General features: G+C 73.4%; 14 protein-coding genes. 8 read left to right on the forward strand and 6 right to left on the reverse strand.

What is annotated here, in order from left to right; translation table 11 throughout:
- The 6 genes from HMPREF3159_RS05350 to HMPREF3159_RS05375 all read right to left on the reverse strand — a co-directional run.
- Positions 1–1,187 (reverse strand): ABC transporter permease (locus tag HMPREF3159_RS05350; protein ID WP_141748081.1); only part of this gene is annotated, 1,187 nt, incomplete at its 3' end.
- Positions 1,187–1,966, reverse strand: coding sequence for an ABC transporter ATP-binding protein (locus tag HMPREF3159_RS05355; protein ID WP_070500011.1), 780 nt, complete (start codon positions 1,964–1,966; stop codon positions 1,187–1,189). The genes HMPREF3159_RS05350 and HMPREF3159_RS05355, both read right to left, overlap by 1 nt.
- A 211-nt stretch (positions 1,967–2,177) precedes the next feature.
- Positions 2,178–2,867, reverse strand: a complete 690-nt coding sequence (locus HMPREF3159_RS05360; RefSeq protein WP_070500012.1) for a response regulator — start codon at positions 2,865–2,867, stop codon at positions 2,178–2,180.
- Positions 2,864–4,249 carry a sensor histidine kinase gene (locus tag HMPREF3159_RS05365; RefSeq protein ID WP_070500013.1) on the reverse strand — a complete coding sequence of 462 codons (1,386 nt, stop codon included), beginning with the start codon at positions 4,247–4,249 and terminating at the stop codon, positions 2,864–2,866. Before HMPREF3159_RS05365 ends, HMPREF3159_RS05360 begins: the two co-directional genes overlap by 4 nt.
- Before the next feature lie 130 nt (positions 4,250–4,379).
- Complete coding sequence (locus HMPREF3159_RS05370) at positions 4,380–5,126, reverse strand: SOS response-associated peptidase (protein WP_070500014.1); 747 nt, start codon at positions 5,124–5,126, stop codon at positions 4,380–4,382.
- Between the two features lies 1 nt (position 5,127).
- Positions 5,128–6,333: a YihY/virulence factor BrkB family protein gene (locus tag HMPREF3159_RS05375; RefSeq protein ID WP_246821483.1), complete on the reverse strand. Its 1,206-nt coding sequence runs from the start codon at positions 6,331–6,333 to the stop codon at positions 5,128–5,130.
- A 154-nt stretch (positions 6,334–6,487) separates the two neighbouring features.
- On the opposite strand from HMPREF3159_RS05375, the gene HMPREF3159_RS05380 reads away from it, so the two are divergent.
- From HMPREF3159_RS05380 to HMPREF3159_RS05415, 8 genes are all read left to right on the forward strand, one after another.
- A complete protein-coding gene (locus tag HMPREF3159_RS05380; RefSeq protein WP_070500016.1) occupies positions 6,488–7,714 on the forward strand; it encodes a TadA family conjugal transfer-associated ATPase in 1,227 nt (408 codons plus the stop codon).
- A complete protein-coding gene (locus HMPREF3159_RS05385) occupies positions 7,711–8,583 on the forward strand; it encodes a type II secretion system F family protein (protein WP_070500017.1) in 873 nt (290 codons plus the stop codon). Before HMPREF3159_RS05380 ends, HMPREF3159_RS05385 begins: the two co-directional genes overlap by 4 nt.
- Positions 8,580–9,518 (forward strand): type II secretion system F family protein, encoded by a 939-nt coding sequence (locus tag HMPREF3159_RS05390; RefSeq protein ID WP_070500018.1) that lies wholly within the window; start codon positions 8,580–8,582, stop codon positions 9,516–9,518. Before HMPREF3159_RS05385 ends, HMPREF3159_RS05390 begins: the two co-directional genes overlap by 4 nt.
- A 173-nt stretch (positions 9,519–9,691) precedes the next feature.
- Positions 9,692–9,961: a hypothetical protein gene (locus HMPREF3159_RS05395; RefSeq protein ID WP_070500019.1), complete on the forward strand. Its 270-nt coding sequence runs from the start codon at positions 9,692–9,694 to the stop codon at positions 9,959–9,961.
- Between the two features lie 178 nt (positions 9,962–10,139).
- Entirely contained in the window at positions 10,140–10,484 is a 345-nt protein-coding gene (locus HMPREF3159_RS05400; RefSeq protein WP_083305807.1) for a TadE family protein, read from the forward strand.
- Complete coding sequence (locus HMPREF3159_RS05405) at positions 10,481–10,957, forward strand: TadE/TadG family type IV pilus assembly protein (protein WP_246821484.1); 477 nt, start codon at positions 10,481–10,483, stop codon at positions 10,955–10,957. Before HMPREF3159_RS05400 ends, HMPREF3159_RS05405 begins: the two co-directional genes overlap by 4 nt.
- Positions 10,957–11,493 (forward strand): pilus assembly protein TadG-related protein, encoded by a 537-nt coding sequence (locus HMPREF3159_RS05410; RefSeq protein WP_246821485.1) that lies wholly within the window; start codon positions 10,957–10,959, stop codon positions 11,491–11,493. Before HMPREF3159_RS05405 ends, HMPREF3159_RS05410 begins: the two co-directional genes overlap by 1 nt.
- A 219-nt stretch (positions 11,494–11,712) precedes the next feature.
- Positions 11,713–12,444 (forward strand): glycerate kinase (locus tag HMPREF3159_RS05415; protein WP_141748082.1); only part of this gene is annotated, 732 nt, incomplete at its 3' end.

The raw sequence follows: 12,444 nt of genomic DNA on the forward strand, positions 1-12,444 counted from the left end.
CGGGTGACGGCGGGCGGCTGCGGGCGCAGCGCCTGCAGCGGCGCGACCCGGGTGGCGGAGCGCATCGGGGCGAGGCTCGCGAGCACGGTGATCGCGACGCCCGCCAGCAGCGGAAGCAGCACCGACCACAGGCTCACCGGCACCGGGGCGACGCCGTTCAGCCAGCCGAGCCCGGCGGCGCCCGCGAGCGCGGCCTGGACCAGCAGGTGCCCGGCGACCACGCCGACCGCCGCGCCGAGCAGCCCGACCAGCAGCGATTCGCGCAGCACCACGGAGCGGACCTGGGCGCGGGTCGCGCCGAGGGTGCGCAGCAGCGCGAGGGAGCGGGTGCGCTGCGCGAGCGTGACGGCGAAGGTGTTCGCGATGACGACGGCGCTGGTGAACAGCGCGATCACCACGAACACGCCGAGGATCATCCCGAGCGCTCCGAAGCCCTGCATGAAGTCGCCGGCGGCCTCCTCCTCGGCCTCCTCGACGCCGCGCACGGTGATGCCCTCGGCGGTGGTGGCCGAGGCGGCCTCGGCCACCGCGGCGGGGTCCTCGCCGTCGGGGACCGTGGCGAGCCAGGTGTCGGTGGTCGTCCCGGCGGTCGGCCCGAGCAGGGCGGCGGCGTTGACGTCCTGGAGCATCAGGCGCGGGGTGCCGCCGAAGACTGCGCCGGCGGGGTCCGCGGCGATGCCGGAGACGGTGAGGGTCCGCTGCGCCGCCTGCGCCGGGTCCTCGCCGGCGGCCGGGCCGGAGCCCTGCACGGTGATCGGGTCGCCGACCCCCGCCTCGAGGGCGTCGGCGGCGGAGCGGGAGAGCACGATCTCGGACTCGGTGCCGGCGGCGGAGCCCTCCTCGAGGGCGTCCTCCTGGCCGGGCGGGAGCATCGTGGCCTCGAAGAAGCCGTCGCCGCTGGTCGAGCTCGCCTCGAGATAGCTGCGGGGCGCGGGCCAACCGGCCTCGGCGCCCTCGATCTCGGGGGCCGGAAGCGGCTCCTCGGAGGCCCAGTCCTCGTCGGACAGCTCGCGCTTGACCTCCAGGTCCGCACCCTCGTACATCTGGGAGGCCTGGGAGCGCAGGGAGGCCTGCATCAGGTTCCCGGCCAGCACCATGATCGCGACGAAGGCGCAGGACAGGGCGATGGTGACGCCCGCCGCGAGGTGGTGGCGCACCGGGGTCAGCTTCACGGTGGAGCGGGCCATCAGCGCTGCTCCTGCCCCTGAGGCGCAAAGCGCGCGGTGCGGGTCCCGCGCAGGTCCTCGTCGGAGGCGATCCGGCCGTCAGCGAGGGTGAGGATCCGGTCGGCGCGCTCGGCGGCGTCGCGCTCGTGGGTGACCATCACGACGGTCTGGCCGAACTCGTCCACCGAGAGGCGCAGGAAGTCCAGCACCTCCTCGGTGGTGCGGGAGTCGAGGTTGCCGGTCGGCTCGTCGGCGAAGACCACGGCCGGGGAGGTGACCAGCGCGCGGGAGATCGCCACGCGCTGGATCTGTCCGCCGGAGAGCTGGGAGGGCAGGTGGTCGAGCCGGTCCGCGATGCCGAAGGCGGAGGTGAGGGTGTCCAGCGAGGCGCGGTCCACGCGGGTCCCGGCGAGCTCGAGGGGGAGCAGGATGTTCTGCTCCGCGGTCAGCATCGGCAGGAGGTTGAACGACTGGAACACGAAGCCGATCCGCTCGCGGCGCAGTCGGGTCAGGGCGTCGTCGCGCAGCGAGGTGATCTCGGTGCCCTCGAGCTCGATCGAGCCGGAGGTGACCTCGTCGAGGCCCGCGAGCACGTGCAGCAGCGTCGACTTGCCCGAGCCGGAGGGGCCCATGATCGCGGTGAAGGCGCCGCGGGCGATGTCGAGGTCCACGGCGTCCAGCGCCGTGACGGTGCCGGCGCCGCTGCCGTAGGTGCGGGTCACGGCGCGGGCGCGCAGCGCCACGGGGTCACCGGAGGCGTCGGCGGAGGGCGGGGGAGCGGCCTGGGCGGCGGTGGTCATCGGGAAGTCCTTCGCGACGGGGTCATGATGCCGATCCCGATGCTTCCCGAGCACGGGCCCCGCGGGCGTCAGCCCCCGGTCGCGGCCTCGCGGACCGGGGGAGACCGAGGGAGGGGAGGCCGTCATACCCAGGGATGACGCGGCCGCGACCGCCGGCCGTGCGGCGCGCGAGGGAGAGCACCGCGAGCCGGGGCCCGGCGGTGCCTGCGGCTCAGTGCTCGCCGGGGGTGACCAGCCCGGTCTCGAAGGCGATGATCACGGCCTGCACCCGGTCGCGGGCGCCGAGCTTTGCGAGGACCCGCCCCACATGGGTCTTCACCGTCGCCTCGGCGACGAACAGCTGCGCGCCGATCTCCCGGTTCGAGCGGCCCCGCCCCATCAGGGTGAGCACCTCGCGCTCGCGCTCGGTGAGCTCCGCGAGCACGGAGGCGTCCTGCTCGGCGGGCTCGGGGGTGGAGACCACCCGCTCGAGGAGCCGACGGGTGGCCGACGGGGCGATCACCGCGTCACCGCGGTGGACCGTGCGGATCGCGCCCAGGAGGTCCTCGGGCTGGGCGTCCTTGAGCAGGAAGCCGCTGGCCCCGGCGCGGATCGCGGCGACCACGTACTCGTCGAGATCGAAGGTGGTCAGCACGATGATCTTCGGGGCCCGCTCGACGGGCAGACGCTCCAGCAGCGTCGAGGTCGCCTCGATCCCGTCCATCCGCGGCATCCGCACGTCCATCAGCACCACGTCGACGCTGCGGGCGGACAGCTCGCGCACGGCCTCGGCGCCGTCCGTGGCCTGCAGCACGACCTCCATGTCGTCCTGGGAGTCGATGACCATGGCGAAACCGGTGCGCACCAGCGGCTGGTCGTCGACCAGGGCGACGCGCAGGGGACGGTCGGCGGTCTCGGTCATGGGGTCTCTCCTCGAGGGTCGTCGGCCGCAGGGCCGGGGGACGTGCCGGGGTCGGTGGTGGTGCAGGGGGAGGCGGGGTCGTCGGCGGCGGCGGAGGTGCCGTCGCCGGCGGGCAGCGGCACGGTCGCCCGCACACGGTAGCCGCGGGAGGGGAGCGGCCCGGCCTGCAGCGTCCCGCCGAGCACGCTCATCCGCTCCCGCATCCCGGTCAGGCCGTGGCCGAGTCCGTCGGACGTCGGGTCGGTGCCCTGGCCGTCGTCGACGACCTCGATTTGGAGGCCCTCGGCGCCGCGGACCAGGCGCACGGAGGCGCTCGCGCCGGGTCCGGCGTGCTTGAGCACGTTGGTGAGCGCCTCCTGCACCAGGCGGAACACGGACATGCCGACCGACGAGGGGAGCTGCTCGAGGGAGCCCTCGGCCTCGAGGTCGACCTCGAGGCCCGCGGCGCGGACGCGCTCGAGCAGCTCGGGCAGCTGCTCGGGGCCCGGCTGCGGACCGAAGCTGGTCTCGTCCTCCTGACGCAGCACGCCCAGCAGGGAGCGCATGTCGGCGAGCGCGGCGCGGCCGGTCTCGCCGATGGTGCCGAGCACCTCGACGGCTTTCTCCGGCTTCTGGGAGGCGACGAAGCGCCCGCCGTCGGCCTGGGCGATGATGACGGAGAGGGAGTGGGCGACGACGTCGTGCATCTCGCGGGCGATGCGGGCGCGCTCGTCGGCGACGGCGAGCGCGGTGCGCTGCTCCCGCTCGCGCACCGCCTGCTCGGCCCGGTCGCGGGTCAGGGCGAGCTGACGCACCCGGGCCCGCTGCAGGTTGGCGAGGGCCCAGATCGCGACGATCGTGATGGTCCCGATGATGCCCAGGCCGACGAAGGTGATCGCCCCCTGGCCGGGGCTGCCGTACTCGCCGAACGCCGTGACGATCCCGAACCAGCTCGCCTGGACGAGCACCCCGAGCATCCCCGCGGCCACGCCGATCAGGTGCACGGCCGTGCTGCCGTAGGCGACGGCGCAGAACATGGCGTAGAAGGTCATCGCGTCGCCCGCGACGACGGGGATGCCGACCAGCACGTGGGAGACGGCGAGCACGCCGATCACGATCACGCCCAGCAGGGGGCGGGTGCGGCAGACCGCCCCCGCGAGCACCATCGGGACCGAGAACAGCATCCACCAGCCGGAACCCCCGGCGCCGGCGCCGAACAGCAGCATGAGGGCGGCGGCCGTGCCGAAGCCGATGAGGTCGACGGTGCCGGGGTTCTCGATGATCCAGCGGAACGGGTCGCGCAGGCCTCCGCGGGCACCGGAGCGCCCACCGGGGCGCGCAGCGGTCGCCCGGTGGGCAGGCGCGGGCTCCGGGGGCGGGGCGGAGGGGGACGGGCCGGTCATGTCCACGAGCGTACGGGCGGGGCGGTGCCGCGGCGTCAGACCGCAGTGGGACGGAAGGGCGGTGTGCCTGCGGGGCCCGTCACACGTGCGGCTCTCGTGTCCGGGCGGTCCTGGCCCCGTGACGCTGCGGTCACAGCAGGCGCCGCGGCCCTTCGAGCAGCTCGGGGCCGTCGTTGCCGACCTTGCCCACGGCCGGATCGACCTCGCGCACGGCCAGCAGAGAGTCCTCCAGCAGATGGGAGTCGTCGTTGATCCACGCGGCGGCGGCTTCCTTGTGATCCATCGAGGTGTCCAGCCAGGCATCGACCTGGTCGCGCGGGAGCATCACCGGGGTGCGGTCGTGGATCCGGGCGAGGTCACCGGTGGCCTCGCGCGTGATGATGGTGGCGCTCAGCAGGAACGCCCCGTCGTCACTGGCCGCGGGACCCTCGTGGCCGCCCGGACCCTTCCACCAGGAGACCAGCGCCGCCATGTAGAGCGGCGAGCCGTCGGCCGGGGCGATGAAGTACGGCTGCTTGCGCTTGCCCTTCTCATCGCGCACCCACTCGTAGTAGCCGTCCATCGGGACGATCGCCCGGTAGCGGGAGAGGCTGCCGCGGAAGCTGGGCTTCTCGCCGAGGGTCTCGCGGCGGGCGTTGAAGGTGCGCGAGGAGAAGGACTCGTCCTTCGCGAAGGGAGGCAGCAGACCCCAGCGGGCGACCCGCAGCGCGCGGAGCACCTCGCCGGTCTCCTTGTCGATCGACTCGGTGACCACGTGGATCGGGGCGGTCGGCGGGATGTTCCAGCGCGAGCGCAGGCGCGGGTCCTCGAGGTCCACGGCCCCCAGGTCGTCCAGCAGCGGATCGATCTCCTGGAAGAAGGCGAAGCGCCCGCACATCTCAGGAGTCCTTCTCGGAGGACTTCCCGTCGGCCTCCGACTCGCCGTCGACGACGGGCACGCCGTGGCGCGGGGTGAGGCGGGCGTCCTCGCCGGTGTAGGCGCCGGAGTCGTGGTGGAGGTTGCGCAGGCGGATGTCGCGGCCCTCGTCGACGATCGCCTCCCGCTTCTCCTCGGCCTTCTCCGCGCCGGCGCTCTCCCGCATCGGCAGGGCGAGGGAGTCCTCGGCGGGCTTGCCGGCCTCGAGCTCGCGGGCCCGCTCGTACTCGGCGTCGACCTCGGCGCCGAGGATGATCACGATGTTGATGATCCACAGCGCGAACAGCACGGCCATGATGCCGCCGATCGCGCCGTAGCTGGAGTAGCCGGCGATCGTGCCCATGTAGATCGACAGCGCCACGGCCGCGACGGCGATGCCGAGGATCGCGAAGACGCCGCCGGGGGAGATGAAGCGGAAGGGCTTGTCGATGTTCGGCGCGCCCCAGTACAGCAGCGAGATCAGGGCGAAGGCGATCACGAGGATCACGGGCCACTTCACGAACGCCCAGATCGGCAGGAAGGAGTCCAGCAGGAAGGTGAGCACGCCCTCGGCCCCGATGCTCGAGGCGATCGGGCCGAGGAGACCTTCGACCAGGGAGGCGCTGAGCAGCAGCGAGACCATCACCAGCAGGATCCCGAGGATCAACGCGAGGGTCAGCAGCAGCATCGTGCCGTTCATGCGGATGGGGCCGCGGCCCTCGGGGACCTCGTAGATCTGGTTCGCGACCCGTCCGTAGGCCTTCACATAGGCCGAGGCCGACCACAGGGCCGTGCCGATACCGATGATCAGGGCGATCGTGCCGCCGGTCGCGGAGCCGAGGAGGGAGTCGACGGTGCTCTTGATCGCATCCTCCGCGCCGAGGCCGCTGCCGCCGGCCGCCTGGTTGATCAGGTCGACCAGGAGATCGGCGATCTGGTCCTTGATGCCCGAGAGCAGCAGGGTCGCCAGCGAGAACAGCGCCAGCAGCGTCGGCGCGATGGAGAGGACCATGAAGTAGGTGAGCTTCGCGGCCTGGTCGGTGCCGCCGTCGTGCGTGAACTCGGCGATCACGCGCTTGGCCATGTACTTCAGGGTGGGGCGGGACAGCTTCGGGGCGTCCTCGCCCGTGCTGGTGGTCTCGGCCATGGGGAGCTCCTGCGTGAGAGTCGGCTCGTGGGCTGCTGTCATCCTGCCATGGGAGCGGGCGCGGAGAGTTGTCCACATTCCCTGGATAGGCCGCGCGGCATGCGGTGATCCGCCCTAGAGTGGCACGCGTGACGCGAGCTGCGTCACAGTGCCGCACGGTGGAGGGACCGGGCGGTAGGGCAGGGGAGGGGACACGTTGGACGCCGCCACCATCATCGAGGCCGAGTCGCGGGAGCTGATCAGGCGCCGCGGCCTGGACGTGCACGCCGATCAGCTCGAGCCGCTGATCCGGGAGGTCGTCGCCGACTACGACCGTCGTTCGTCCTCGGGCGAGGTGCCCGTGCTGCACGACGACGACACGATGGTCGCGCAGGTCGCCGCGAGGATCGGCGGCTTCGGCCCGCTGCAGGAGATGCTGGACGACCCGGGCGTGGAGGAGATCTGGCTGAACTCGCCCTCCCAGGTGTTCGTCGCGAGGAACGGGCGCAGCGAGCTGACCACCATCGTGCTGACCGACGACGAGGTCCGCGGGATCGTCGAGCGGATGCTCGTCTCCAGCGGCCGCCGCCTGGACATGTCCAGCCCCTTCGTCGACGCGCTGCTGCCGGACGGGTCGCGCCTGCACGTCGTCATCCCCTCGGTGACCCGCACGCACTGGGCGATCAACATCCGCAAGTTCGTCGCCCGCGCGCACGACCTGCAGGGCATGGTCGCCCTCGGGTCCCTCACCCAGCAGGCCGCGGACTTCCTCGACGCCGCGATCGCCTCCGGGCTCAACGTGATCACATCAGGGGCGACCGGGGCGGGGAAGACGACCTTCCTGCGCTGCCTGGCCCAGTCGATGGGAGTCCGCGAGCGCGTGGTGACGATCGAGGAGGTCTTCGAGCTGAACCTCGCCCTGCGGGACGTGGTCGCGATGCAGACCCGCCAGGCGAACCTCGAGGGGACCGGCGAGATCTCGATGCGCCGCCTGGTGAAGGAGGCGCTGCGGATGCGGCCGAGCCGCATCATCGTCGGCGAGGTGCGTGAGGCGGAGAGCCTCGACATGCTGATCGCGCTCAACAGCGGACTGCCGGGGCTCGCCTCGATCCATGCGAACTCCGCACGGGACGCGGTGACCAAGCTGTGCACGCTGCCGCTGCTGGCGGGGGAGAACGTCTCCAGCCGCTTCGTCGTCCCCACGGTCGCCAGCGCCATCGACCTCGTCGTCCATCTCGACATCCTCGCCGACGGGCGCCGACGGGTGCGCGAGATCGTCGGCCTCAGCGGACGGGTCGAGGAGGAGGTCATCGAGGTGACCGACGTCTTCTCCCTGCGCGGGGATCGGCTGGTCCGCGGTGACGGACATCCGCCGCACGCCGAGCGCTTCGCCCGTGCGGGACACGACCTCGCCGAGCTGCTCGGGGGGAGGAGCGCGGCATGACCGACGGAGCGTTCCTCGGCCTCGTCGCCGGGCTCGGGCTGCTGTCGATCTGGTGGTCGCTGTGGGAGCAGGAGGGAGCCGTCCCGCGCCCCGGCAGAATCTCTCGAGGGATGGACCGCCTGCGCGACGACCTCCTCAAGGTGGGGCTGGACTCGGTGCCTCCCGCCGCCGTGCCGGCTCTCAGCGCCGGGCTGGGGCTCGTGGTCGCCGCCGCGCTGTGGGCGATCTCCAGTGCGCTCGTCCCCGCGCTGACGATCGGGCTGCTGTGCTCGGTCCTGCCGGTGCTCGTGCTGCGCTCGGCGGCGCGACGTCGCACCACCGCGATGCGGGAGGTGTGGCCCGAGGCGGTCGACCACATCAACTCCGCCATCCGCGCCGGCCTCTCCCTGCCCGAGGCACTCGTGCAGCTGAGCCGGAAGGGCCCCGAGGAGCTGCGGCCCGCGTTCTCCGAGTTCGCCCTGGACTACCAGGCCAGCGGCGACTTCGCCGCCTGCCTCGACCGGCTCAAGGTGCGCCTCGCCGATCCCGTCGGCGACCGGATCGTGGAGGCGCTGCGGATCACCCGGGACGTCGGCGGCACGGATCTCGGCTCGCTCCTGCGCACCCTCTCGGCATTCCTGCGGGAGGACTCCCGCACCCGCGCCGAGCTGGAGGCCCGCCAGTCGTGGACCGTGAACGCCGCCCGCCTCGCGCTCGTCGCGCCGTGGATCGTGCTGGCGCTGATGTCGACGCGGCCCGAGGCCGCACAGGCCTACGACTCCGCGGCCGGGATGGTCCTGGTGGTGGTCGGCGGGGTGGTCTCGCTGATCGCCTACCGGGTGATGCTGATGATCGCGCAGCTGCCGCAGGACGAGAGGGTGCTGCGATGAGCATGTCCCTGCTCGCCGGGATCCTGCTGGGCCTCATGCTCGGCACCGGCCTCTACCTCCTCGCCGCCCAGCTGCCCTGGTTGCGCACGCGGGACCTCGGTCGGCGCGTCGACCCGTATCTCCGCCGTTCCCGGACCTCTTCGCTGTTCGCGGCGCCGACCAGCAGGAGCCGGGCCCGCATCGTCGTGGAGAACCTCTTCGGCCCGGTCGCGGCGCGCGGACTGGGCCTGCTCGAACGGCTCACCGGCGGCGCCGACCAGCTCGAGCGGCGCCTGCGCCTGGCCGGCCGACGCACCTCCGCCGACTCCTTCCGCATCGAGCAGGTCGTGTTCGGGGCCGTCGGCCTCGTGCTCGGGATCGTCATCGCCGTCGCAGCGATCGTGCTGCGGGATGCGAGCGCGGTGCTGGGGCTGTTCATCGTGGCGCTCGGCGCGCTGCTGGGCGTGCTGCTGCGCGATTACCTGCTGGGAGTGGAGATCAAGCGCCGCGCCTCCCGGATGGCGCGCGAGTTCCCGACCGTCGCGGACCTGCTCGCGCTCGCCGTCGCCGCGGGCGAGAGCCCGATCGCGGCGATGGAGCGGGTGGCACGGACCTCCACGGGCGCGCTGCCCGACGAGTTCGCCGCGACGATCGCCGACATCCGATCCGGATCGAGCGTCTCCCAGGCCCTCGCCTCGCTCGGGGCGCGCACCCCGCTGGAGTCCCTCAGCCGGTTCGGCGAGGGCGTCTCGATCGCGATCGAGCGGGGAACACCGCTCGCCGAGGTGCTCCGCGCCCAGGCGCAGGACGCCCGCGAGAACGCCAAGCGCGACCTCATGGAGATGGCCGGACAGCGGGAGATCGCGATGCTCGTCCCGGTGGTGTTCTTCGTGCTGCCGCTGGTGATCCTCTTCGCGATCTTCCCCGGCCTCGCCGTGCTGGAGATCTCCCTGTGAGCGCCCGACCGGTACCGCACCCGATGCCGACCCCGGCACCGCCGGCGGTGGCGACGGCGTCGCGGTCCCCGACGTCGTCCCGTATCGACCTGTCCTCCGTCCCTCCGTCCCCGACCGCTCCGATCCGCACCCGCCCGGGCCCTGACCCGGACCCGTCCGCCGAGGAGGCCGACATGACCGTCCACCGCACCCGACTCCACACCCGCACGCGACCGCGTCACCGCCTCGCCCGGCCCGGCACGGCGGGACCCTCCCGGCAGCACGCGGGGCTGCGCAGCCGCCTGCTGGCGCGTCTGGCCTCGGAGCAGGGAGACGTCCCCGGCTGGGTGCTGATCACCCTCATGACCGCGGGGATCGTCGTCGCGCTCTGGGCCGTCGCCTCCGACCAGATCGTGCAGATCTTCGAGAACGCGATGGCGCCCTTCCTCGGCGGCAGCCTCTGACCGCTCCCGTACCCTGCGAACCGCCCTGCTGATGCGCCGCCCGGCCACGCCCCGCCCCTGCACCCCCGCGACCGCGGCGGTGCAGGACCGCGGGCTGTCCGCCCGGGGCCCCGCAGAGCCGCGACGGGGAGGGTCGGGGCGACTCGCGGCGCGGCTGCGGGAGGACGAGGGAGCGGCCGTGGCAGAGTTCCCGATGGTCGCGGTGCTGATCGTGATGATCGCGCTGCTGGTCATCCAGGCGGCGCTCATCGTCCACACCCGCAACACCCTCGTCGACGCCGCCGTGCAGGGAGCGCACCATGCCACGCTCGCCGGATCGACCCCGCAGGACGGCGCCCAGCGGGCGCAGCAGCTCGTCGACGAGCGCTTCGGGCGAGGACTCGAGGCCGAGGCCACCGCCGTGCAGGAGGACGACGGGACGATCCGCGTGCAGGTCGACGCGACGCTCCCGCTCGTGGGGCTGATCGGTCCCGCCGGCGCGCTGAGCGTCGAGGGCAGGGCTGTGGACGAGGAGGCGTGGTGAGAGGGCTCCGTCGCCTCCTGCTCCCCGCCGCTCCGGACGGGCTCCGACACCGGCTCGGGGACGAGCAGGGCAACGCCCTGGTCGAGTTCGTGGTGCTGGCCGCGGCGCTGCTGATCCCGACTCTCTATCTCGTGCTCACCCTCGGCAACGTGCAGGCCGCCGCCTTCGCCGCCGACACGATCGCCCGCGACGCCGCGCGCATCCATGCGACCGAGCCCGACCCCGACCGCGCCGCCGCCCGGGCCTCGCGCCACATGGAGCTGGTCCTCGAGGACCACGGCCTCCCGCCGGGCGACGTCGTCGAGCTCAGCTGCAGCGAGGACCCCTGCGCGACCGCGGGAGGAGTCGTCACCGCACGGGTGCGGATCCCCGTCCCCGTGCCGGGGCTGGGACCGATCCTCGGGGAGACCGGCCCCGTCGCGGTCGGCGCCTCCCATGCGGTGCCCGTCGACCAGTATCGGGCGGACCTGTGATGTCCGGGCCAGCGCATCAGCGGCGCCACCGCCCCTTCCTGCTTCGCGCGGTCGCCACCCTGCTCGCCGCGGGTGTCGGTCGGCCGGTCGCGACCCTGCGGGAGCGGTGGGCGGACGCGCGCGGCTCGATGACGATCCTGACCACCGGGGTGCTCGTCGTGATCCTCATGGTGATCGCCGTCGGCACCTCGATCACCGGGGTGCAGCTGGAGCGCAACGGCCTCCAGCACGCCGCCGACAGCGCCGCCCTCGCCGCCTCCCAGGCCGTGGATCCCGCCCGGATCTACTCCGACGGGGACGGCCCCGCGATCCACACCGGCTCCGCCCGCGACGCTGCCGAGGAGCACCTGCGCACCTATCCGTACGACACCACCAGCACCGAGGACATCCACATCCAGGAGGTCACGGTCGACGCCGACGGCACCGCCCACGTCATCCTCGCCGCCCGCACGAATCCGCCGCTGGTCGGCTGGTTCACCCGCGGCACCGGCACCTCGATCCCGCTGACAGTGCTCGGCGAGGCCCGGGCGCGGTGAGCCGCCTCCGTCCGGTCCGTGCCGGCCTCTCGACCGAGCCGCCGGTCCGGCCATGCCGTCGGCTCGCCCAGGACATCGGGAGTCCGAGTCGCGGGCAGGGGAGCAGCAACCACTTCACGTCCGTAGGATCCGGGCCAGCGCCATGACGTCCGCCACCGCCGCACGAGCCTTCGCCATATCCCACCCGTCGCTCACCGTCGAGCAGATCGCGAGCACCGCATGACCCGCCTCCTCCTCGCCCCCGACAAGTTCAAGGGCTCCCTCACCGCCGCCGAGGTCGTCGCCGCCCTCTCCCGCGGGATCACCGCCACGGCCCCGGACGCCGAGATCACCGCCTGCCCGATCGCCGACGGCGGCGACGGCACGGTCGATGCGGCCCTCGCCGCCGGTGCCACGGCGCAGCCCGCCACGGTCACCGGCCCGACAGGAGAGCCGCGCGAGACGGTCTGGGCGCTCGAGGGCACCACCGCCGTGCTCGAGCTCGCCGACGCCGTCGGCCTGAAGGCGCTGCCGGGCGGCGAGCTCTCCCCGCGCGATGCGTCCTCCCGCGGGCTCGGCGAGCTGATCCTCGCCGCGGTCCGCGCCGGAGCCCGCGAGATCGTCGTCGGCCTGGGCGGCAGCGCCTCCACCGACGCCGGCGCCGGACTCCTGCAGGCCCTCGGCGCGCGCCTGCTCACCGCCGACGGCGAGGACATCGCCCCCGGCCTCACAGGGCTGGAGGCCCTGGCGAGCGTCGACCTCTCCCCGGCCCTCGCCGCACTCGAGGGCGCCTCGCTGATCGCCGCGAACGACGTCGCGAACCCCTTGCTCGGAGACGACGGCGCGGCCGCCGTCTACGGCCCGCAGAAGGGGTTAGGACCGGAGGCCGTGACCGCCGCCGACCGGACCCTCGCCGCGGCCGCGGCGCTGCTGGACCCGAGCAGCGAGACGGCCCGCGCCGAGGGCGCCGGT

Source organism: Brachybacterium sp. HMSC06H03, assembly GCF_001807385.1.
Lineage (GTDB): Bacteria > Actinomycetota > Actinomycetes > Actinomycetales > Dermabacteraceae > Brachybacterium > Brachybacterium conglomeratum.

Bases quoted from the DNA above. Each gene is read 5' to 3' on its own strand.
- HMPREF3159_RS05355 (WP_070500011.1), bottom strand. From the start codon at position 1,966: ATGACCACCGCCGCCCAGGCCGCTCCCCCGCCCTCCGCCGACGCCTCC.
- HMPREF3159_RS05360 (WP_070500012.1), bottom strand. From the start codon at position 2,867: ATGACCGAGACCGCCGACCGTCCCCTGCGCGTCGCCCTGGTCGACGAC.
- HMPREF3159_RS05365 (WP_070500013.1), bottom strand. From the start codon at position 4,249: ATGACCGGCCCGTCCCCCTCCGCCCCGCCCCCGGAGCCCGCGCCTGCC.
- HMPREF3159_RS05370 (WP_070500014.1), bottom strand. From the start codon at position 5,126: ATGTGCGGGCGCTTCGCCTTCTTCCAGGAGATCGATCCGCTGCTGGAC.
- HMPREF3159_RS05375 (WP_246821483.1), bottom strand. From the start codon at position 6,333: ATGACAGCAGCCCACGAGCCGACTCTCACGCAGGAGCTCCCCATGGCC.
- HMPREF3159_RS05385 (WP_070500017.1), top strand. From the start codon at position 7,711: ATGACCGACGGAGCGTTCCTCGGCCTCGTCGCCGGGCTCGGGCTGCTG.
- HMPREF3159_RS05390 (WP_070500018.1), top strand. From the start codon at position 8,580: ATGAGCATGTCCCTGCTCGCCGGGATCCTGCTGGGCCTCATGCTCGGC.
- HMPREF3159_RS05395 (WP_070500019.1), top strand. From the start codon at position 9,692: ATGACCGTCCACCGCACCCGACTCCACACCCGCACGCGACCGCGTCAC.
- HMPREF3159_RS05410 (WP_246821485.1), top strand. From the start codon at position 10,957: ATGTCCGGGCCAGCGCATCAGCGGCGCCACCGCCCCTTCCTGCTTCGC.